This is a genomic window from Rhodospirillaceae bacterium, from assembly GCA_018662005.1.
GTDB lineage: Bacteria > Pseudomonadota > Alphaproteobacteria > Rhodospirillales > JABHCV01 > JACNJU01.
In genome coordinates this window covers 183,581-206,072 of record JABJHA010000002.1, presented here as the reverse complement: position 1 = coordinate 206,072, position 22,492 = coordinate 183,581, and the positions used below count along the sequence as shown (strand labels likewise).

The following is a 22,492-nucleotide window of genomic DNA, read 5'->3' as shown; positions in this document are numbered from 1 at the left end:
TTACGTCCTAAAGCCGCTAGAGGTAGATCATGTCCAATATTGTTCCTTTGACCGCAGCTGAAGCAGCAGCGGAGTACTTTCCCGAAATGCAGGTTTGGCACACCATGTTAGCTGCTGGCACGCACCAGGAGCTCCACTGGGTCAAGTTCGAACCCGGCAGCAGTTATCCGCTTCACTCCCACCCCTACGAGCAGACGAGTGTCGTAATTCAGGGTCACATGCGTCTCACCGTGGGTGACGAAGTTCGTGAAGTCGGCCCAGGCGACATGTGGTTTGCACCCTCCAGTGTGTCTCACGGCGGGGAGATACTGGGCGAGAAACCAGTGATCTTTATCGACGTGTATTCACCTCCCAGCGGTGGTCACGACGGAGACGTCACCTACTATTGATTTGCCATGTCAAAACTTCCGTTGATGGCCGATAGCGGACAGTCGGTATTTGACAGTAAGAACGTCCGCTATGGGTCAAAAGCAGACTTCCATGACAGCCATAAAGTTAGTCCGTTATGCGTTGCTAAACGGACGTTAGCATTCCCTGAACAAAGATTATCTTTCCCTGTATTTTCCCTGTTTATCACGGAATTCGAACAGAGACGGGTTCGCTCCAGGCTGCGTCCACCACCACTCTTTCTCACACGAACCCACAGCCAGACCATGAATCGCCCCAAACCTCGCGGTTGCGGGGGCCTTGGCGGCATTTGTTTTGTGCAGAGACGGCGGAAAAGAGACGAAATGGCAGGAAATATCGAAAAGTCTCTGGAGACTCCTTTCAGGATCCAAACCATGGGTTGGAAATGAGTCCGATAATAGCCAGCTGCGGATATTATATTGAAACGGGTTCATATCATCATTCCCCCTGCCAATATCAGTAGGAAGAAGCCGTTGACCAAAAGTAGGATCGGCGCTACCCAAACCATCCATGCGTTCCAACGCCCGGCCGCGATATGACCGCTAATCCCGACGACGGTAAGGGCGGGCACCGTTCCGAGGGCGAACGCCACCATGCCGAAAACGCCGGCGATGGGATCGGCGGTCGATGACGCCGCGGCCAGCGCCCCATACAGCAAGCCGCATGGGAGGAAGCCCAGGGCGACGCCGAGCAAGTAGCCTCTCCAGCCGACGGGTTTCCGAAACAAGGGGCGAATATGGCCCCCAAGCATGGCCGCCGCCTTGCTTTTGCCGCTGCTGGCACCGAAACCGGGCATAGCAATCCCCAGGGTGCGCCCCGCATAGCCAAGAAAGAACAATCCCGCAAAGCCAAGCAGGACTCCGGCGAGAAAGCGAAGGCCGCTGATAGCGATAATGCCTCCGGAGAGCGAGGCGGCAATCCCGCCCAAGGCGGCGTAGGTGGTCATTCTGCCAAAATGATAAGGAACCAGCGCCGCACCGCTCAGGCGGTTCATCTCGACCATGGAGGAAGCCGGAATGCCCTCAAGGCGCGACGTCACCTGCGACAAGACAATCGGGCCGCACATGCCGATGCAATGGGCCCCGCTTCCGGCAAGGCCGGCCAGAAACAGACTCATCAGCGTAGCGGAATTATCAACGGCACTGGCCCGGCATATAAAAAAGCCGGCCGCCAATAAATCCATGACTTGGCTTTCACCCATGTTTGCTTTCGCCCGTGTTCAGATAACCTTCAGCGTCGTCAACCATAATAATATTAGGCACGGCTAATTTAAAGGTTGAAATCTCGTGTCGCCATTTGTACATTTCCAACCTGTATTTAATGGCATGTTGAGGAAGCCCTCCCGGCCACCCACGTGATAGAGTGTTCCCTAAAGATTAATAGAATTAAACGGAGCCAAACAATGATAGACCAAAACGGTCCGATGACATCTGCCGTGTCTGCCCCCGTCTATAATGACGAGGCCATTCGCAAATTTGTCATTGCCACAATTTTCTGGGGCGTCGTCGGCTTTACCGTCGGCGTTCTTATCGCCTTTCAGCTTGCCTTTCCAGCCCTGAACATGGATTTGGAGTGGACATCGTTCGGGCGACTACGTCCCGTTCATACATCAGCAGTTATTTTCGCCTTTGGCGGAAACATCCTGCTCGCGACATCCCTGTATGTTGTTCAGCGAACCAGCCGGGTTACGCTTTTCGGTGGCGAAAAGTGGGCTCATGTTATTTTTTGGGGATACCAAATATTCATTGTTATGGCTGCCTTGAGCTACGTGCTCGGCTTCTCGCAAAGCAAGGAATATGCCGAGCCGGAATGGTTTATTGACCTGTGGCTGACAGTTGTCTGGGTGATCTATCTGGTCGTTTTCGCCGGTACGATCTTCACCCGTAAGGAAAAGCACATTTACGTCGCCAACTGGTTTTTCATGGCCTTTATCCTGACCATTGCGATGTTGCACATCATCAACAACCTTGCTGTTCCAGTATCGTTTACGGGCGCCAAAAGCTACATCCTTTGGTCCGGTGTTCAGGACGCCATGACCCAGTGGTGGTACGGCCATAATGCTGTTGGTTTTTTCCTGACGGCTGGTTTTTTGGGGATCATGTATTACTTCATCCCCAAACAGGCCGAACGACCGGTCTATTCATATCGCCTGTCGGTGGTTCACTTCTGGTCGATTACCTTCCTTTATATCTGGGCCGGTCCGCATCACCTGCATTACACGGCGCTTCCGGATTGGACGCAGACTCTGGGTATGACATTTTCTGTCATGCTGTGGATGCCGTCCTGGGGTGGCATGATTAACGGCTTCATGACCCTTTCCGGGGCATGGGACAAACTGCGTACGGACCCGATCCTGCGCTTCCTGGTGACGTCAGTCGGATTCTACGGCATGAGCACGTTCGAAGGACCACTCATGTCCATCAAGGCGGTCAACGCGCTAAGCCACTACACGGACTGGACCATTGGCCATGTGCATTCGGGCGCTCTGGGCTGGAATGCCTTCATTACTTTTGGCGCGCTTTATTATCTGGTGCCCAGATTGTGGGGTCGCAAACGCCTGTATTCGCTGCGCCTGGTCAACACGCATTTCTGGATCGCCACCGTCGGTATCGTCCTTTACATCTCGTCCATGTGGGTATCAGGCATCATGCAGGGCTTGATGTGGCGAACGTATGATGAACTGGGCTTCCTGCAGTATTCGTTCATCGAAACGGTCGAAGCCATGCATCCGTACTACGTCATTCGTGGTCTGGGCGGCGTCCTGTTCCTGCTGGGCTCTTTGATCATGGTTTACAACCTGGTCAAAACCATCAAGGGGCATGTTCGTAACGAAACACCGATTGGTGCGTCAACGGCAGCTGCCGTTGGCGGAAATTAGGATCGGAGGAAATAAAATGCATAAAATTCTCGAAAAAAACCTGATCCTGTTGATCGTCGCCATTCTGGTAACGGTTTCTGTCGGTGGCCTTGTTCAAATTGTGCCCTTGTACACAATTGAAAGCACAATCGAAGAAGTTGAGGGTGTTCGGCCCTATTCTCCACTGGAACTGGCGGGGCGTAACATCTACCTGCGCGAAGGGTGCTATTTGTGCCACAGCCAGATGATCCGTCCTTTCCGTGATGAAGCGGAACGCTATGGCCATTATTCTCTGGCTGCTGAAAGCATGTACGACCATCCTTTCCAGTGGGGCTCAAAACGAACGGGCCCCGATTTGGCCCGCGTTGGCGGCAAGTATTCCAATGACTGGCATGTCGCCCATATGATTGATCCCAGAAGCGTTGTTCCGGAATCGATCATGCCCGGATACGGCTTTATGGCCGAACGTCAACTTAGCTACCTGAATATGGATGAGCATCTGTACACGCTTCGCCAGGTTGGTGATCCGTATACAGATGAGCAAATCAGAAGTGCCGTCGCTGACGTCAACATCCAGGCAAATGGTGAAGATAGTGATGTTGATGGATTTCTTGCTCGCTATCCAAAGGCAGCCATTGGCGATTTTGACGGTAATCCCGACAAGGTTACGGAACTGGATGCCATGATTGCGTATTTGCAGGTGCTCGGCCAGATGGTCGATTTCACCACCTACAAACCCGAATTGAACCGGCGTTAGGGGAGGAAAACATGACATTGGAAACCCTTTATGAATTAGCCCGATCGACCTGGGTCATATGGATGGTGATGCTGTTTAGCGGCATCGTGTTGTGGGCTTTTTTGCCCCGAAATAAAGAACGTTTTGAAGACGATGCAAAAATCATCTTCAAAGACGAAAGCAATGGAGTTTAATCATGGCTAATGTCGAAAAAGACGAGATATCCGGCCAGGAAACCACCGGCCATGAGTGGGATGGCATCAAGGAACTCAATACGCCAATGCCTAAATGGTGGCTATACACCTATTACGCCTGCATTGTTTTTTCCGTTGGATACTGGGTTGTTTACCCTGCTTGGCCGAGCCTTTCAGGGTTCACCAAGGGCATGGGCGGGTATTCTTCCCGGGCCGACCTTGATCAGGATCTGGCATCGCTCAAACAGGAACGTTCTCAGTGGTCGTCAAAATTTAACACGATGAGCATCGATGAAATCGGTGCTGACCAGCAGCTTCTTAACTTTGCCATGGCGGGTGGGAAATTCATTTTCGCTGAAAACTGTGCGCCGTGTCATGGTGCCGCCGGTTCGGGTGCCCCAGGCTATCCGGTATTGGCAGATGATGACTGGATTTGGGGTGGAACCCGCGAAGATATTCATACGACTGTGGCATTCGGCATCCGTTCCGGCCACGATGACACTCGCGATAGTTCCATGCCGGAATTTCTGGCAGACGAAGTTCTTGAGAAATCGCAAATTACCGACGTTACCCAGTACGTCTTGTCCCTATCCAATGAAGCAAGTAATGCGGATGCGGCAAAACGTGGTGCAGCCGTATTTGAAGACGAGTGCTCTTCTTGTCACGGTGAAGAAGCCAAAGGCGTTGCCGATATGGGCGGACCTAACTTGACTGACGGCATCTGGCTTTTTGGTAAGGATGAAAAAGCAGTCAGCACTCAAATAGGCTCACCAAAGCATGGTGTCATGCCGGCATGGTTTGGTCGTTTGAGTGACGTCGAAATCAAGCAGGTCAGCTTGTATGTTCACTCGCTGGGCGGCGGTCAATAACAACCGTTTGCACTGAAAACATCAACAACGGGGGATGCGGTTAACACTGTATCCCCCGATTTGTCTGATAAAAAATACAGATGGATATGAATGTAAACAAACCTGACGACGCGGGTGCCGAGTTTGACGGCCCTCTTTATGCCAGCCGGGTAAAAATTCATCCGCAGCGCATAGCGGGTTTTTTCCGTCGTTTAAAATGGGTGGTGTTGTCCATCCTGCTCGCACTTTATTATGTCCTTCCATGGTTGCGCTGGGATCGTGGCGCTGGCATGCCCGATCAGGCAATCCTCGCTGACATAACAGGGCGACGCCTGTTTTTCTTTGAAATCGAAATTTGGCCACAGGAAATTTATTACCTGACGGGGCTTTTGATCCTTGGCGCCATTGGCCTGTTCCTGGTAACGGCTCTTGCCGGGCGTGTGTGGTGTGGTTTTACCTGTCCGCAAACGATCTGGACGGACCTATTTATGCTGGTCGAACGTTGGGTGGAGGGTGATCGCAATAAACGCCTTAAGCTGGATGCGGCACCCATGAGCCTGAACAAAATGGCACGCCGCAGCACCAAACATGTGATCTGGTTGTTGATCGCGGTTGCCACAGGCGGAGCGTGGATATGGTATTTCGTCGATGCACCCACGGTGACACGCGAAATTATTAGCGGAGGTGCATCGTTCACCATTTACGGGTTTATCGGCCTGTTTTCGGCAACGACATATGTACTGGCCGGATTGGCGCGCGAACAGGTTTGTACATACATGTGCCCCTGGCCGCGTTTTCAGGGTGCCATGTTCGACGAAGATTCCCTGATCGTCACTTATGAAGAATGGCGCGGGGAACCACGCGGCAAATCAAAAAATAAAGAACAGGCTCAGTTAGGTGATTGCATTGATTGTAATTTGTGCGTCAACGTTTGCCCGACAGGAATCGATATTCGTGACGGTCAGCAAATGGAATGCATTGGCTGTGCGCTTTGTATTGATGCCTGTAATTCAATCATGGAAAAGCTTAAGCGCCCGCGCAATCTAATTGCTTATGATTCTATCGCCAACATGAATGCCCGGGCGGCGGGACGCCCTACATCCTTTCATCTGATTCGCCCGCGAACGCTTATTTACACATTTACCCTGATTCTGGTTTTAGCCTTGATGGTGTTTACGTTTGCCACCCGCGCTAATCTGGAAATCAATTTACAACGCGATCGTTCTCCCTTGTTCGTTACCCTGTCGAACGGGGATATTCGCAACGGTTACACCCTGAAAATTCTCAACATGGAAAACCGTCAACGGGTATTCAGGCTCGAGGTCAGTGGAATCGATCAGGCTTTGATCACGGTCATTGGTTTTGAAAAAGATGGTGCTGAGGCCGTTGAGTTACCGGTAAGGGCGGACGGAGTTGGAACTTTCCGTGTCTTTGTTCGCGCACCTGCGGATATTCTGGATGAAGCCTCAAACGAAATGGAATTAGAACTGATTGATCTTGAAAGCGATGATAAAGCCGAACAGGATACATTCTTCTACGGACCCAAAGATTGAAGCACCCGATAACAATGGAATTTTCAATGCCCGGCCCCGTAACCTCATCAAAAAAGCCCTTATGGATAATCATCGCAGGATTTTCCATCGTCCTGATCGCCAACGGCTTCTTGGTCTATTATGCGCTCAATACCTGGACGGGCCTTGAGACCGAGCAGCATTACGCCAAGGGATTGGCTTATAACAATAATCTTGATGCAGCCAAACGCCAACAGGCTCTGGAGTGGCATGATGAAATGGAAATTGAGTTCACGGGAAGCAGCATCCCCGTGACGGGCCTAGCCCATGTCAAATTTTCAGACAAGGCGGGAAATCCTTTGACGGATTTAACGGTTAAAATTCTGGCAACCCGGCCAACCCATGATGGCTTCGATCAGGAATTTTTCGTCCTGCATGAAGGTAATGGTCGTTATCGCGTGCCCTTTAGCCTTCCCCTGAAAGGCCAATGGGAATTTCGTATTCTCGCCCGACGCGGCAAAGATGATTATCAGCGCGTCGAGCGGATTGTGACCCCTTAATAATTATGGCCGATTGCCACCATTGTGGGCTGGAAATTCCCAAGGGTAGCCTGGGTGGTGAAGATTTTTGCTGTCATGGATGTCAGGCTGCTTTTGAGCTGGTTCGTGGATTGGGACTAGAGCGTTATTACAATCAACGTTCCCTTGATCCCGACGAAGTTGCGCTCAAGCCGGATGATGAAGAAACACCAAGAAACTATGCGTCTTTCGTAAAACGGGACAAGGATAACAACCTCACCCTTCATTTAATGGTTGGCGGTCTTCATTGTGCGGCTTGCGTCTGGTTGATCGAAAATGTACTGGTCAGGCATCCAGGTGTGATTTCAGCCCGCCTCAACATGACGACACGGCGCCTTATTGTGACGTGGAAAGGTAAGGATACCAACGCCGATCAGCTTGTTGCAAAAATTACATCCCTTGGCTATCGCCTTGCCCCGTATGATCCGGCATTGCTGGAACATGAAACCACACAGCGCCAGAACGTGTTGCTCAGGGCTATGGCCGTTGCCGGCTTCGCCGCCGGCAACGTCATGCTGCTGTCGGTTTCTGTGTGGTCCGGGGTCGGCGACGATATGGGGCCTTCGACCCGTAGCCTGCTGCATTGGCTGTCGGCCCTGATAGCCTTGCCGACAACAATCTACGCAGGACAGCATTTTTTCAGTTCGGCTTTGAGCGTCTTGCGCCGGGGACGCATGAACATGGATGTCCCGATCTCGCTGGCGCTTATTCTGACTGCCGGAATGAGTCTGTTCGAAACGATCCGGGCAACCGAACACGTTTATTTCGACTCTGTCCTCACCCTGCTTTTTTTCCTGCTGGTAGGACGCTATCTCGACCTCCGTGCAAGGGGGCGGGCGCGCGCTGTCGGCGAGCATCTGCTGTCACTTTCCGCAGCCGCCGTGACGGTCATTGATACGGATGGTGGCACGAAAGTCATCCCCCCCGACAAGACTACCCCCGGCATGACGGTGCTGACCAGTGTTGGCGAACGGATAGCTATCGATGGCGAGATCATAGAGGGCGAGAGCGAGGTCGATCGATCGCTGATTAACGGCGAAACCTTGCCGCACCCGGTCAGTCCTGGCGACCCCGTCGAGGCCGGGGCCCTCAACTTATCAGGCCCCCTGAAAATCAGGGTGACGGCCTCCGGCGAAGAAACCCTGCTGTCAGGGATCGTCCGCCTGATGGAAAACGCCGAGCAGTCGAAATCCCGTTACGTCACCCTGGCCGACCGTATTTCCAGGTTGTACGCCCCGGTCGTTCATGGCCTCGCCCTGTTGACCTTTGCCGGATGGATGTTGTTTACCGACATCGGCTGGCAACAGGCTTTGCTCTATGCCGTGGCGGTGCTGATTATCACCTGCCCGTGCGCCCTTGCTCTGGCCGTACCAACGGTGCAGGTGGTCGCCAGCGGTCGCCTGTTCCGCCGTGGCGTCCTGTTGAAATCGGGGGCCGCCCTTGAACGCCTGGCCCTGGCCGACAAGGTTGTCTTCGACAAGACCGGCACCCTGACACAGGGTAAGCCGGAACTACTGTCACAGGGGACCGATCCCGAGGTCCTTGAATTGGCAGCGTCCATGGCGGCCAATAGCAAGCATCCGCTCTCCAGGGCTCTCGTCCGTACCGTTCCTGCGGCTACTCCGTCTTCCGGGGTTGAGGAAATTCCCGGTCGCGGCCTGAGTTTGTCGACCCCCGAAGGGGAGATCCGTCTTGGCCGCGGGGCATGGTGCGGCGGCGGCGCGACGGGCAGCGATCTTCCCGAATTGTGGTTATCCCGTCCCGGAGACGTGCCGTATCGCTTTCAGTTTCAGGACAAATTGCGACCGGACGCTACGGAAGTCATCGATAGCCTGGTCAATCAGGGGCTGGAGCCGGAACTGCTTTCGGGTGACCGTGAGACAGTTGTTTCCGACGTCGCCCGAAACGCCGGTATCGACATTTGGCGCGCCGAAGCCCTGCCCGCCGATAAGGTCGCCCGGCTGGAAGAGCTGAAAGCGGCGGGGCAATACCCGTTGATGGTTGGCGATGGCCTTAACGATGCACCGGCCTTGGCCGCTGCCTGGGTTTCGATTTCGCCCTCGACGGCGGCGGATATTTCGCAGAACGCTGCCGACATTGTTTTTCAGGGAGAGTGCCTGCAACCGGTCGTCGAAACCCTGTTGACGGCCCGCCGGGCCGATGCTCTGGTTAAACAGAACATCGTCTTCTCTTTCCTTTATAATACAGTGACGATCCCGCTGGCGATCCTGGGCTACGTCTCGCCACTCGTGGCGGCCATCGCCATGTCGTCGTCGTCGCTGGTGGTGATCGTCAACGCGCTCAGGCTTGCGCGAAAATAGGAAACAAGATCGATGGACATCCTTTTGTACCTGATCCCGATTGCACTGTTGCTCGGCAGTATCGCTTTGGCCGCCTTCCTGTGGTCGCTGAAATCTGGTCAGTTTGAGGACATGGAAGGCGCCGCCAATCGTATTCTGTTCGACGATGAAGACACTTCCCAACAACTTCTCGCCAATTCAGAAAAGTCGCCCGCCGAAAAAGACCTGAAAGTTCAACATAAGGCATCAACGCCGGATTAAAACCGTTTCAGCTCTTAAAATACGTGACCTACAGAAGGTCTGTTTTGGGTCATTTTCGGATTCAAACACCAGCTCCAAATGACGTCCGCTTTACCTCCAACAACGGGCATTAAGCGACGAGGAGGGGGGTGCGAATTGGGTATGTTAAGTAATTCAATAATCCCGCCGATGATTAGACTTTATACCGAATTCTTCCACCATTTCGCACTTGTTCGGTAAAGGTGCTTGCGTGCCCCCACAACCATCCACAATGTCAGACTATTTTTTATCCATGCCGATAATTAACGTACTCACAATTTCTTTCCATTCATCTCCCAGTCTTGATGTGCAGATTGGCTTCCTGACCTCAATTATTGAAAATTCCCCTGTAAATTCCCCTTATTATCCGGGCTTGTGGCTCAAGCAGATGAGCGCTACGCCGTTTGGTTGTCGCCCCGGTCCTGGCTAATTTCATGCAGGCTGGATGATGAACCAGAGTTGCTCGATAACATAAACGCCAACTTCCCGGACAGGTCTATACACGCAAGTGCCTTTAGCGATTATCTTTGCTGGCTTTCACTTGAAGGAGAAGCTACTGAGGATGCTTTACGTCAGGGAGGTTTTATCTCTTTGGCAAACGAGGGGCTTCCTGAAGGCCACGCTAACCGTACTATAATGGCCGGGATACCTGCTATTATTCATCGAAAACAGCGATCAAATGGATGATCGGAATTGAACGCAGCTATGCATCATATTTTTCTGATTGGCTAAAATCCCAAAACGCCGAATGAAAGAAGACCTGTCATGACCAAGACATTTATTAGCAGCCTGAGCGATGAGCTTGAGACTTTAAAGTCGTCGGGCCTTTATAAATCCGAACACGTCATTACGTCCAAGCAGGGTAGCGAAATCGAGATCGACTCCGGCCAGCACGTTCTTAACTTTTGCGCCAATAACTACCTGGGTTTGGCAAACAGTGAAGATCTTATTGCAGCTGGAAAGGCGGCTCTCGATCGCTATGGATACGGCATGTCTTCGGTGCGCTTTATTTGCGGCACTCAGGAAGAACACAAACAGCTGGAAGCGAAAATCTCAACATTTTTGGGCATGGAAGATACCATTCTGTATTCCAGTTGCTTCGATGCAAACACCGGGCTTTTTGAAACCTTGCTCGGTGAGCAGGACGCGGTCATTTCAGATGCCTTAAATCATGCATCGATCATCGATGGTGTCCGGTTGTGCAAGGCTAAACGACTGCGCTACGCCAACAACGATATGTCAGCACTGGAAGAACAGCTGGTTGCGGCAGAAGGAGCCCGTTTTAAACTAATTGCCACCGACGGTGTTTTTTCAATGGATGGTATTATTGCCAACCTGAAAGGGATATGTGATCTGGCTGAAAAATATGATGCCATGGTGATGGTCGATGATAGCCACGCTGTTGGATTTCTTGGCGATAATGGATGTGGCTCTGTCGAATACTGCGGCGTCGATGGGCGCGTCGATATCATCACCGGAACCCTCGGCAAGGCTTTAGGCGGTGCTTCCGGCGGATATACTTCGGGTAAAGCAGAAGTCATCGATTGGCTGCGCCAACGCTCCCGTCCGTATCTTTTTTCAAATACCCTTGCCCCGATGATTGCTGCGACGACGCTTAAAGTTTTCGATTTGATCGAAAGCGGAGATGACTTACGTGAGCGTTTATCGGCCAATAGTAATCTGTTCAGGAAAGAGATGAGCAAGGCCGGGTTCACCCTCGCAGGGGCCGATCATCCAATAATTCCGGTGATGATTGGCGATGCATCCCTAGCCAAGGATATGGCTGCTCGGATGCTTGAAAAAGGTATTTATGTCGTAGGGTTTACCTTCCCAGTTGTGCCCGAGGGACAAGCCAGAATTCGCACCCAGATGTCGGCTGCACACAGCAGTGATGATGTGAGCCGTGCCATTGATGTGTTTATTGAGGTCGGTCGTGAGCTTGGTCTTATTTAAATAGGATACCCAAATGCCAAACTTAATGAAGGCCTTGGTTAAAGCAAAATCTGAACCGGGCATATGGGTGGAGCAAGTGCCTCTACCCGAACCTGGGCCAAATGATGTTTTGATCCGTGTCAAAAAAACGGCAATTTGTGGTACTGACCTGCATATTTATAACTGGGATGCGTGGGCACAGGCGACAATTCCTGTGCCGATGGTGGTTGGTCATGAATTCTTTGGCGAGATTGTTGAGACAGGTGCTGCGGCTAAAAAGTATCAGGTTGGACAACGGGCGTCGGGGGAAGGTCAGGGAGCAATTTAGGGGCCAAAAGTATAAAAATTCCCTATATTTTCCCTGTTTATCAGGGAAATCAGGCTGAGCTGCCGCAATTTCCGGCGGCGATCCGATCAAGACCGGTATTCAGGGTTTCATGTACGACATTCGTACGGCCTTGCTGCCATTCCTGTTTGTCTTCAATACCGAATTGCTGCTGATTAATGTCGGGCCGATCAAGGCGGTGTTCGTATTCGTCATTGCGGTCATAGCCATGATGCTGTTCGCAGCGGCAACGCAGGGATTTTTCCTTGTTCGAAACAAGATATGGGAAACCGTCGCCTTGTTGCTGGTTGCCTTTACCCTGTTCCGGCCCGGATTTTGGCTGGATCAGATCGTATCGCCTTTTATTCCCGTAAATCCAAGTAAGGTGTACGAATTCGTCAACGATGTTCCGGAAAACGGAATGATGACCGTTGTTGTTACCGGGCCCGACTATGATACCGGCGAACAGACAACGACGACATTGATGGTTCCCCTGGGGCGGCCGTTAGAAGCCGCGGAACGTTTGCGGTCCGCTGGACTGTCAGTAACCGTTGAAGACGGCTTGACTAAAATCGAGGAGCCAATGCAGGGAACGCCGTTTTTCCAAAGTATCGGCAGCCTGTTCGATTATTACGGCGACGCCCCGGTGATCATGTCTACGATTCAGAAAAAAGCGGATCGTATGCCTAAAGAACTGTTCTACATACCGGCTCTTATCCTGTTAGGCTTCATTGTCATCAGCCAGCGGCGGCGTAAAACCGAGGCATAAGAAAGGTTTTTGGAAAGTGACGTCTTCAGCCCTTGGCGTGCTGGCTGACATTCCGCGTGTGTTGTTGAGCCACACACCGACACCGCTGGAGGAAATGCCCAATTTGACGACGGCCCTTGCTGGTCCGGGTCTGTTCATCAAACGTGATGACTGTACGGGCCTGGGCATGGGCGGCAACAAGGCGCGCCAGATGGAGTTTTATATTGGCGCGGCGGCAGCCCAAGGAGCCGACTGCATCCTGATTACCGGCGCGGTTCAGTCAAACTTTGTTCGCATGGCCGCAGCTGCGGCCCGCAAAGTTGGCATGGAATGCCACATCCAGCTCGAAGAACGTGTCGCCAATCCGTCACCCCTTTATCGACACTCGGGAAATGTGCTGCTCAACAGGATTCTGGGGGCGACCTTGTACAGTTTCCCGGAAGGAGAAAATGAAGAAGGCGCTGATCAAAACCTTGAAGACATTGCCGAGGATTTAAGGGCGCAAGGTAAAAAGCCTTACGTTATTCATCTGGGGGCGGGGCACCCGCCATTGGGATCTTTGGGCTATGTTGACGCGGCACGGGAACTGGTCGAACAATTTGACAAGACAGGCGCCATGTTCGATGAAATCATCGTTGCCTCTGGTAGCGGGGCGACCCATGCGGGATTGCTTTTTGGCCTGCGTGCCCTTGGCTGCTCCGTCGCCGTTAAAGGCATCTGCGTTCGCAGGTCTGAAGAATTACAACGCCTACGTATTGTCGGCCTGTGTCAGAAAATTGCTGAATTGTTAGGTATTGAAAATCCGGTTTCCGATCATGACATCGATATCAATGATGATGTCCTGGCTCCCGGATATGGCAAGATGAATGACGCCGTTCTCGAAGCCATCAAACTGACGGCCCATTGTGAAGGCATCATCCTTGACCCGGTTTATACCGGGCGCACCATGGCCGGATTTCTGAGCCGCGCCCGTCAAGCTGAGCCTGGGCAGAAGCTGTTGTTTATCCATACGGGCGGCCAACCTGCGGTGTTTGGTTACGAAGCCGATCTGGAGCCATTATTGAGCGATAATATATAATGGCCCTCGACCCGACCCTTTATTTGCCGGTGCTGATCGCGGGAGCCTTTGCCGCGGCGTTTGTCATTGGCGCTGTTGGCTTTGCCGACGCCCTGATCCTCAATGCGGTCTGGTTACATATTATGGAACCGGTGGCGGCCATCCCCCTTGTTGTTGCCTGCGGGTTTATGATGCATATGACGCCGCTTTACAAATTGCGCAAAACTCTGGATTTCTCGAGGCTGTGGCCGTTTGTGGTTTGTGGGGTCTTTGGCGTTCCCATCGGCACCTGGGCTTTAAATTATATGGGGCCGGATATTTTTCGCATCGTCGTCGGTGCATTTCTGGTCGCCTATGGTATCTGGATGCTGTTCCGTCCACATACATCGGTTGGTGAGGCCGGCGGCCGCCCGGTTGATGGCCTTGTCGGTTTAAGTGGCGGTTTCATGGGTGGCTTTGCCGGGTTGTCCGGATTGTTGCCAACCTTGTTTGTCGGCATCAGGGGTTGGCCAAAAGATTTGCAACGCGGAACCTACCAGCCTTTTGTGATTGTCATGCATGGCTTGGGGGTCGCCACGTTCGCCGCCAGCGGCATGATCACCCAACGCACCCTTGTTGATTTTTTGTGGTGTGTACCCGCCGTTATCATCGGTTCCTGGTTTGGCGTGAAATTTTACCCGCATCTGAACGATAACCTGTTTAAACGAATTATCATTGGCTTGATCCTGCTTTCGGGTATTACCTTGTTGATCTAAAGGGAGGCTGGATCATTGCGCTGGAAGAAAACCGTACAGCTTGTTGATGTTCATTGCGAAGGCGAGGTCGGCAAGGTCGTAACGTCCGGGATTATCGATATTCCCGGCGACACCATGGCGGCCAAGTTGGCCTATCTGAATGCACCGGGGCCGGGTACGGAACTTCGCAAGTTTCTGATTTTTGAACCCCGCGGTTGCGTTCAGGCATCGGTCAACATTCTGACTCCACCGACACATCCGGACGCCGATGCCGGGTTTATCGTCCTGCAACCCGATCAGGCCCATGCTATGTCCGGCAGTAATTCCATCTGTGTGGTTACGGCCCTTTTGGAAACCGGCACCATTGAGATGGTAGAACCTGAAACCATCATCACTCTGGATACGGCCGCAGGGCTGGTTCGGGCAACGGCTCGTTGCCAGGATGGCCGCGCTCAGCAGGTCTCGCTCAATATGGTGCCGTCATTTGTGGAAAGTCTTGATCAGGTCATCGGCACCGAAGAATGGGGCGAGGTCAGTGTTGATCTGGCTTTTGGCGGTGTCTTCTACGCCATCGTCGATGTCCAGCAGTTGGGCCTGACCATCACCCCTGACAATGCACGAGAGCTGGTTGAAGCCGGGATGATATTGAAAGCCGCCTGCAACCGGGATTATCCTGTGGTCCATCCAACGACACCTGAAATCAATGGCATCGCCTACGTTATGTTTCGTGATCGCGGTCAGCCGGATTTCGTCCGTACCTGTACGACCATGTCCCCGGGTCGCGTCGATCGCTCGCCCTGCGGGACGGGCAGTTCGGCAAATCTGGCGACCCAGTTCGCGCGCGGCGAGGTCACGGTGGGCGATCAAACAAAGACAATCTCGATTATCGGCAGTGAATTTGAGGTCAGCCTTCTTGGCACCGACACGCTGGGCGAGAAGGTTGTTGTTCTTCCCCGGGTTACCGGACGGGCATGGATATACGGATTTCAGCAGATAGGGCTTGATCCGACGGACCCGTTCCCCGAAGGTTTCTCCCTGTCCGACACTTGGGGACCGGCACTTGCGGAACTAGAGGATTAATCAATGAAATTCGAGGGCATTATACCACCGGTGATCACGCCGCTTCATGACGATCACTCCATTGATGAAGACGGCTTTGCCACGGTCATCGAATACATGCTCGACAAGGGTGTGTATGGCATTATCGTTGGTGGCACCACCGGTGAGTTTTATGCACTGTCGCCCGAAGAGCGGGTTCGCCAGTTCCAGTTTGCCAGTGACGTTATCAGCGGGCGGGCGCAGTTTATTTGCGGGGTCAATGACATTAGTACCGCGGTCGCTTGTGGTTATGCAGAAGCTGCCCGTGACGCAGGCGCCGACGGCCTGCTTGTTGCCGCACCCTATTATTCGTTACCCACGGAACAGGAAAACGCCGCCCATTGTCTGGCCATCGACAAGACAACAGGCCTGCCGATCATGCTTTATAATTATCCGGGCCGCACCGGGGTCAGCATGGGCGAGGACTATCTTGATCTTGTTTCAAAAAGTCCCAACATCAAGGCGATCAAGGAAGCCAGTGGCGATATCAATCGCCTTCATTTGCTGGCCAATCATTATCCCGGTATTGAGCTGAGCTGTGGGGCCGAAGATCAGGCTCTGGAATTCTTCGTCTGGGGGGCGACCAGTTGGGTCACGCCCATGGGCAACTTCTTCGCCGAAGAAGTCGTTGCCTTGTATGACGCTTGCGTGAAGCAGCATGATTTTGTCAAGGCCCGGCGGATCATGGCGGCACTGCCGGAATTAACCAGCGTTCTTGAAGGCGGCGGGCAGCTTATTCAATGCACCAAGTTCGCTTGTCAACTCTTTGACCTTCCCGCAGGCACGGTGCGGCCGCCGCTTAAACCCCTGCCGGAGTCCGATGTGGATAATCTGCGCGTCGTTCTAATGTCTGCCAGGTCAGACATTCAGGCCCTTCTTGCCGAGGCATAAAGGCATTGCTTTTTTGTGGAGGTTAACGCGATGAGCCAACGCACTGTTACCAACGTTCTTAAGTCCCAGCTGACATCCGACGGAGCAGGAGTTACCCTCAGGCGGTCAATCGGATCCCAAATGCTTGAAGAACTCGACCCGTTTCTTCTTCTCGATAATTTTGGCACTGAAAACCCTGACGATTACATCGCCGGTTTCCCCGATCATCCTCATCGCGGTTTCGAGACCGTCACTTATATGATCAAGGGGCTGATGCGTCATCGTGATAATACGGGCGCGGAGGGTTTGCTTAAGCCCGGCGGTGTTCAATGGATGACCGCAGGGCGCGGCATCATTCATTCTGAAATGCCCGAACAGAGCGAAGGGGAGATGAGTGGCTTCCAGTTGTGGGTTAATCTTCCGGCGTCGAGAAAAATGTGTAAACCGCGTTATCAGGATATCGATCCTGAAGATGTGCCCACCGTTAACAGGGAAGACGGTACGCAAATTCGTATCATTGCGGGGGTCGTGGACGGGGTCGAAGGGCCTGTCAACGGCATCGATATTGAACCCCTGTACGTGGATGTTTCCTTACCCGGTGGGGGTGTCTATCAACAGGACGTGCCTGCTGCTCATACGTCTTTTATCTATGTCTTTGATGGCATGGTGGACGTCGCGGGAGAGCCTGTGACGTCGGACCATTTGGCGATATTAAGTGAAGGAGACCATGTCAGCGTCAACAGTTCCATGGGTGGGCGGTTTATTCTTTTGGCTGGCCGCCCGTTTGGTGAACCGATTGCCCGATATGGACCTTTCGTCATGAACACCAAAGATGAAATCCGCCAGGCCATTGATGATTTCCAGAATGGCCGGTTTTAAAGGACGGGAATTGATGGCGCACCTCCCCTTATTTGAGCCCCTCGACTTACGGCACAAAACTCTGCGCAACCGTATCGTCTTTGGTGCTCATACAGCCAATATGGCAACGCAGGGGCTGCCCGGAGAGCGTCATTTGGGTTATTACCTTGAGCGCGCATTGGGTGGGGCGGCAATGATCGTCGTTGAGCCTGTACCCGTTCATGCCACCGGCGTTTTGACGCGGGGTAATTTTCGCCACGGGGACGATGCGATCATTCCTGCTTTTCGAAAAATTACCGATGCCTGCAAGGCCGAAGGCGTGGTCATGATCCACCAGCTCTATCACGTGGGCCAACACGGTGATTACGATCTTTCCTTTCAACCCAACTGGTCGCCGTCTGGATTGCCATCATTTCATGATGCCGACGGCAGCCACAAAATGAACGAAGCGGAAATTGAAGAAATCATCGAGAGCTTTGTCGAAGCAGCGAGGCGGGCCTATGAAGCCGGGTTTGATGGCGTTGAATTGTTCGCCGCCTACAACGCCCTGATTGATCAGTTCTGGCTGCCATGGAACAATCGTCGTGATGATCGCTGGGGCGGATCGTTTGAGAATCGTATGCGGTTTTCGACCGAAATTACCTCGAGGATTCGAGCCCGGGTTGGGGAAGATTTCATCATCGGTATGGCGACGGCATCCGATCACAAGACAGACATTGCCCTCAGTAACGAAGCCCTGCAGGAAATCGCTGCCTATCATGACGAGCGGGCACTGGTCGATTATATTTCATGCGGCACGGCCAGCTATTTCGATTTTGCCGAATTGATGCCGACATTCTTTTTTGGTGAAAAACTTGGCGTACCTTTGGCTGAATCTCTCAAACAGGTGGTTAAACACACGCGCATTCAGGCCGAAAGCCATATCCGAACCCCGGAGAACGCCAACTATGTTATTGCCGCAGGGCAGGCCGACACGGTCAGTCTTGTGCGTGGACAAATCGCCGACCCGCATCTGGCTAACAAGGCCAGGGAAGGTCGTGATGAAGACGTTCGCGGTTGTATCTCGTGTAATCAGATGTGCTGGGGGCGGCGTTCCCGGGATTACTGGATATCCTGTCTGGTCAATCCATCGGCAGGTCGGGAATTTGAATGGGGCGGAGATCGCTTTACACCTGCAGATACCCCGCGCCACATTCTGGTTGTTGGCGGTGGCCCTGCCGGTCTTGAGTGCGCACGCGTGGCGGCAGAACGCGGGCACCGGGTGACCTTGCTTGAGGCATCGGGGGAACTGGGTGGTCAGTTCCGTCTGGCCGGAATGCAGCCGCGCCGCGAACAGATTATCGAATTGATTCAGTGGTATGGACGCCAACTGGAGAAACTTCAGGTGCAGATCAAATACCATACCTATGTGGAGGCAGACGAGATCGATGGCTACGAGGCCGATTGTGTGGTTGTCGCGACGGGTTCATTGCCAGCAGAAACCGGTTTTCAGCGCGGTATTCCGGGTATTGATGAGCTGCCGGGTGTCAACAAAGCCAATGTCTGGTCAGTGGAAGACATCATGGGAAATGCTGCAAGACCCGGCAAAAAGGTCCTGCTCGTTGATGACACCAGCGACTGGCGCGGTGGCGGTACGGCATTGCATCTGGCTTTGCAGGGACACGAGGTGATCATCGTCACCGGCGCTGCTATGGTCGGAAAATGGATTGTGCGAACGGCGGCAGACGGAACATTGCGCGAGCAATTGAAGAGGAATGGCGCTTTGTGGATGACCGAGTCGGCCCTGATTGACTGGCAAGACGAAGGCGGCACCGTTCGAAATCTGCTCGATGGTTCGGAAGAATTCATCAAAGCAGATGCACTGGTTCTGGCTACCACCAATGTCGCTGAAAGCAAAGTTATTGACGACCTTGGTGAAGGTGATTTAGAGGTTCATTCCATTGGCGACTGCGTGTCACCAAGGCTGGCCGTCGCGGCCATCTATGAAGGCCGTGCCCTGGGATTGAATTTATAATTTTTTGCTTAAAGCTGGAATGAATCATGACACAAAAACAAACATGCGGTGAGGCACTGGTCAGATTGTTGGAGCGCCGCGGCGTTGATACTGTGTTTGGCATTCCCGGTGTTCATACGCTGGATCTCTACCGCGGCCTGTCGAACAGTCCCATCCAACATGTGTTGGTGCGTCACGAGCAGGGTGCCGGTTTCATGGCCGACGGATACGCCCGTATCAGTGGGCGTCCGGGCGTCTGCTTCGTTATTACCGGACCCGGCGTCACCAATATCGCCACGGCCATGGGTCAGGCGTATTCGGATTCCGTGCCCATGCTGGTTATATCGACAGTGCGTAAAACCGCCGATTTGGATGATAACTTTGGCCGCTTGCATGAAATAGTCGACCAGCGCAGCGTCACCGAACAGCTATGCGCTTTTTCGGCAACCGCTATGTCGCCCGAAGAAGTGCCGGGTTTGATTGATAAGGCGTTCACCGTCTTTGAAAGCGCTCGTCCACGTCCCGTACATATAGAGATACCGCTTGATGTGGTGGCCATGGAAGTTGATGAGGATTGGCAGCCCGGGCCACGGGCATCCAAACCGACCCTTGATCCGGCGGGATTGTCCAGCGCCGCTGCCATGCTTGCCGAGGCCAAAATGCCTGTCATTATCGCCGGTGGTGGCGCTCGGGGTTCCGATGGGGGTGGGGCAGATGATTTGGCCCGACTGGCCGAACTCCTTGGAGCGCCGGTTATCACCACGGTCGCCGGGAAGGGCCTTTTGGCACATGACCATTCTCTTCACTTGCCGGGCATGTTAGCCCACGAGGAGACCCAGAATCTTCTGGCCGAGGCCGATGTCGTGCTCGCTGTCGGCACTGAGTTAGCCGAAACGGACAGTTGGGTTGATCGTCTTTCTTTGCCGGATGCACTGGTGCGTGTCGATATCGACCCTGAACAAGTCAACGCCCAGTACGTTCCCACCATTGGCCTGATCGGTGACGGGGCTACGGCGCTTGGCGCATTGGCGGACTCGTTGTCGGACAAGAAGGCGAATGATGTCAGGGGCATGGAAGAGCGGGTCCGTGGTATGCGCAAAGTCGCCGCTGATAATGAAACAGAGCTTCGGCAAACCCATCGGCGGGTTTTGCTGGCTGTGCATGGGGCGCTGCCCGATACGGCGACGGTCTTTACGGACATGACCCAGATTGCCTACTCGGGCAATGAAATTTTCCCCGCGGCGCGGCCCAAGTCATGGTTTCATCCGCGTGGTTTTGGCACCCTGGGTATCGCCATGCCATCGGCAATTGGCGCCAAACTGGCGTCCCCGGAAACACCGGTGGTGGCCCTTGCCGGGGACGGCGGTTTCCAATTTACCCTTCAGGAACTGGCTGTCGCCGTTGAGCTTGATCTCAACCTAACAATCATCATGTGGAACAACTCGGCCTTTGGCCAAATCCGTGATGATATGGTAGCCAGAGGCATTAAGAAGACCGGCGTCGAGTTACACAATCCTGATTTTGAAAAGCTTGCCGATGCTTACGGCGTACACTATCTGCGCCCCGGTGGGCTGGATGATCTGGCTGCTGACGTGCGGCAAGCGCAGGATGGATCCGGGGTTTGGCTTATTGATGTCAGGCAGTCTGTGTTTTCTGAAAATTGATAGGATCATTAAATGAGTTCTTATGCCGGTGGTTTACAGCTGCACTCAGAACCCGTGCAGGATATCTGGCTTGATGCTTACGGGCATTTAAACGAAGCCTATTATCTTGTTCCTTTCAGCAATGCCACATGGGCGCTTCAGGAGCATTTCGATATTGGCGTTCCTTATTTTGAGCGCACGGGGGCTGCTCTCTACACCGTCGAAACGCATGTCCGGTATTTACAGGAAGTTCGCGCCCCGGCGGTTATGGAAATTGAATCACTTGTTCTTGGCCTTGACGCCAAGCGCCTTCGTATTGCCCATGTGATGCATGTGGATGGGGTGCAACGGGCGACTTTTGAATGCTTAGGCCTGCATTTTGATACCCGCGCCGGAAAAACAGCAGCGATGTCTGATGAGGCCCAGGCGTCGCTTAGGCAAGCGTGTGTTGCGGAACTTCCCGATTGGGCCGGTCGCAGCGTCGCAAATCTATAGCAGGGCTCGTCGCCTTAAATCACTTGGGGTGATGGAAAAATGCCGGGCAAAGGCGCGAGTCAGGGCGCTGGCTGAGGAAAACCCTGTTCGCACGGCTATTTCAGAAATGGGCATAACGGTTTCCAAAGCCATGGACCGTGCTGCCGACAGGCGAATGTGTTGATAATAGGCGACCGGTGTTGTGTTGAGGATACGCCTGACCCGGCGTTCAAGTTTCTTTTGTGACAGGCCAAGACGGCGGGCAATTTCACCGATCTTCAGGGGCGCTTCGATATTGGTTTCCATGAGTGCGATAACCGGCCCCATGTCGGCGGGAAAAGGCAAACTGTCTATGGGTGGCGGCGGGCGTTGCGGTTCTTCGGCGACGTGGGTTCCATCGTAAATAAATAAGGCCGCTACCTCCAACCGCAGGGCTTCGCCGTTGCTTGCGCGAATGAGATGAAGCATCAGATCAAGGGTTGTTGTTGCTCCACCAGCGGTGATTCGATTGCGGTCAATGACAAAACGATCGCTGACAGGGCTAACATCATGAAAGGCTTCTTCAAAAATTGCCAATTCTTGCCAGTGAATGGTGGCGTGGTAACCATCAAGCAAACCCGCCTCGGCAAGGACGAAACTTCCCGTATCAAGGCCACCAAGAGTGGGGATGTGCCGGGACAGGCTGACCAGATCTCTGAGTAGTGGCTTGGATATCTGACGTCTGTAGTCGTAACTGGAAACCACAAAAAGAGCGTCTACATCGCGGGCTTCATTCAGGGGTTTGATCGGCCCGGTCGTGATTCCGCTGGAACTGACCACGTCTTCGCCGTCAGGGGAATACAGGCTCCATCGGTAAAGCGGACGCCCGGCAATAAGATTGGTGGCCCTGAGCGGTTCCAGGGCATTGGCCAGACACAGGCTGCTGAATTTCGGCAAAAGCAGAAAACCAAGATGTTCAGTCAGATTATTTGTCGATAAAGGTATCATATTGTCGAAAAATGTATCAAAGCGCAGGCGCGTGGGCAATAGACTTGACCACTAAATCAAAT

At 53.2% G+C, this 22,492-nt stretch carries 22 protein-coding genes and 1 pseudogene; 21 read left to right on the top strand and 2 right to left on the bottom strand.

The window, feature by feature from the left end; translation table 11 throughout:
* Positions 1-29 precede the first annotated feature (29 nt).
* A complete protein-coding gene (locus HOL66_00915) occupies positions 30-389 on the top strand; it encodes a cupin domain-containing protein (protein MBT5242785.1) in 360 nt (119 codons plus the stop codon).
* 449 nt (positions 390-838) lie between these two features.
* On the opposite strand, the gene HOL66_00910 is transcribed toward HOL66_00915, so the two are convergent.
* Positions 839-1,609: a sulfite exporter TauE/SafE family protein gene (locus HOL66_00910; protein ID MBT5242784.1), complete on the bottom strand. Its 771-nt coding sequence runs from the start codon at positions 1,607-1,609 to the stop codon at positions 839-841.
* Positions 1,610-1,810: 201 nt separating this feature from the next.
* Between HOL66_00910 and ccoN the strand changes: the two genes are divergently transcribed.
* From ccoN to HOL66_00810, 20 genes and pseudogenes are all read left to right on the top strand, one after another.
* On the top strand, positions 1,811-3,286 hold the full coding sequence (gene ccoN / locus HOL66_00905; protein MBT5242783.1) for a cytochrome-c oxidase, cbb3-type subunit I: 1,476 nt from the start codon (positions 1,811-1,813) through the stop codon (positions 3,284-3,286).
* Positions 3,287-3,302: 16 nt separating this feature from the next.
* Complete coding sequence (gene ccoO / locus HOL66_00900; protein MBT5242782.1) at positions 3,303-4,022, top strand: cytochrome-c oxidase, cbb3-type subunit II; 720 nt, start codon at positions 3,303-3,305, stop codon at positions 4,020-4,022.
* An 11-nt stretch (positions 4,023-4,033) separates the two neighbouring features.
* Positions 4,034-4,195, top strand: coding sequence for a cbb3-type cytochrome c oxidase subunit 3 (locus HOL66_00895; GenBank protein ID MBT5242781.1), 162 nt, complete (start codon positions 4,034-4,036; stop codon positions 4,193-4,195).
* A 2-nt stretch (positions 4,196-4,197) separates the two neighbouring features.
* Entirely contained in the window at positions 4,198-5,064 is an 867-nt protein-coding gene (gene ccoP / locus HOL66_00890) for a cytochrome-c oxidase, cbb3-type subunit III (protein ID MBT5242780.1), read from the top strand.
* Positions 5,065-5,144: 80 nt separating this feature from the next.
* Positions 5,145-6,596, top strand: a complete 1,452-nt coding sequence (ccoG, locus tag HOL66_00885) for a cytochrome c oxidase accessory protein CcoG (protein ID MBT5242779.1) — start codon at positions 5,145-5,147, stop codon at positions 6,594-6,596.
* Positions 6,597-6,622: 26 nt separating this feature from the next.
* Positions 6,623-7,114 (top strand): FixH family protein, encoded by a 492-nt coding sequence (locus HOL66_00880; protein MBT5242778.1) that lies wholly within the window; start codon positions 6,623-6,625, stop codon positions 7,112-7,114.
* 5 nt (positions 7,115-7,119) lie between these two features.
* Entirely contained in the window at positions 7,120-9,453 is a 2,334-nt protein-coding gene (gene cadA, locus HOL66_00875) for a cadmium-translocating P-type ATPase (protein ID MBT5242777.1), read from the top strand.
* Positions 9,454-9,465: 12 nt separating this feature from the next.
* A complete protein-coding gene (gene ccoS, locus HOL66_00870; GenBank protein MBT5242776.1) occupies positions 9,466-9,693 on the top strand; it encodes a cbb3-type cytochrome oxidase assembly protein CcoS in 228 nt (75 codons plus the stop codon).
* Between the two features lie 393 nt (positions 9,694-10,086).
* On the top strand, positions 10,087-10,398 hold the full coding sequence (locus HOL66_00865; protein MBT5242775.1) for a hypothetical protein: 312 nt from the start codon (positions 10,087-10,089) through the stop codon (positions 10,396-10,398).
* Positions 10,399-10,476: 78 nt separating this feature from the next.
* Positions 10,477-11,664, top strand: coding sequence for a glycine C-acetyltransferase (locus HOL66_00860; protein MBT5242774.1), 1,188 nt, complete (start codon positions 10,477-10,479; stop codon positions 11,662-11,664).
* 13 nt (positions 11,665-11,677) lie between these two features.
* Positions 11,678-11,956, top strand: a pseudogene (locus HOL66_00855) (alcohol dehydrogenase catalytic domain-containing protein).
* 124 nt (positions 11,957-12,080) lie between these two features.
* Positions 12,081-12,737, top strand: a complete 657-nt coding sequence (locus tag HOL66_00850) for a DUF3394 domain-containing protein (GenBank protein MBT5242773.1) — start codon at positions 12,081-12,083, stop codon at positions 12,735-12,737.
* A 37-nt stretch (positions 12,738-12,774) separates the two neighbouring features.
* Positions 12,775-13,794, top strand: a complete 1,020-nt coding sequence (locus tag HOL66_00845; protein ID MBT5242772.1) for a D-cysteine desulfhydrase family protein — start codon at positions 12,775-12,777, stop codon at positions 13,792-13,794.
* Entirely contained in the window at positions 13,794-14,528 is a 735-nt protein-coding gene (locus tag HOL66_00840; GenBank protein ID MBT5242771.1) for a sulfite exporter TauE/SafE family protein, read from the top strand. Before HOL66_00845 ends, HOL66_00840 begins: the two co-directional genes overlap by 1 nt.
* Before the next feature lie 15 nt (positions 14,529-14,543).
* Positions 14,544-15,587, top strand: a complete 1,044-nt coding sequence (locus tag HOL66_00835) for a proline racemase (protein MBT5242770.1) — start codon at positions 14,544-14,546, stop codon at positions 15,585-15,587.
* Positions 15,588-15,590: 3 nt separating this feature from the next.
* Positions 15,591-16,496 (top strand): dihydrodipicolinate synthase family protein, encoded by a 906-nt coding sequence (locus tag HOL66_00830; protein MBT5242769.1) that lies wholly within the window; start codon positions 15,591-15,593, stop codon positions 16,494-16,496.
* A 30-nt stretch (positions 16,497-16,526) separates the two neighbouring features.
* Positions 16,527-17,354, top strand: coding sequence for a pirin family protein (locus HOL66_00825; protein ID MBT5242768.1), 828 nt, complete (start codon positions 16,527-16,529; stop codon positions 17,352-17,354).
* 13 nt (positions 17,355-17,367) lie between these two features.
* Positions 17,368-19,347: an FAD-dependent oxidoreductase gene (locus tag HOL66_00820; protein MBT5242767.1), complete on the top strand. Its 1,980-nt coding sequence runs from the start codon at positions 17,368-17,370 to the stop codon at positions 19,345-19,347.
* A 26-nt stretch (positions 19,348-19,373) separates the two neighbouring features.
* The gene (locus HOL66_00815) at positions 19,374-20,990 is read left to right on the top strand and encodes a 5-guanidino-2-oxopentanoate decarboxylase (protein MBT5242766.1); all 1,617 of its coding nucleotides are present in this window, start codon (positions 19,374-19,376) and stop codon (positions 20,988-20,990) included.
* A gap of 12 nt (positions 20,991-21,002) precedes the next feature.
* Entirely contained in the window at positions 21,003-21,464 is a 462-nt protein-coding gene (locus tag HOL66_00810) for a thioesterase (GenBank protein ID MBT5242765.1), read from the top strand.
* Here HOL66_00810 and HOL66_00805 read toward each other — a convergent pair.
* Positions 21,459-22,469 (bottom strand): GlxA family transcriptional regulator, encoded by a 1,011-nt coding sequence (locus tag HOL66_00805; protein ID MBT5242764.1) that lies wholly within the window; start codon positions 22,467-22,469, stop codon positions 21,459-21,461. The two genes, HOL66_00810 and HOL66_00805, sit on opposite strands and share 6 nt — an antisense overlap.
* Between the last annotated feature and the right edge of the window lie 23 nt (positions 22,470-22,492).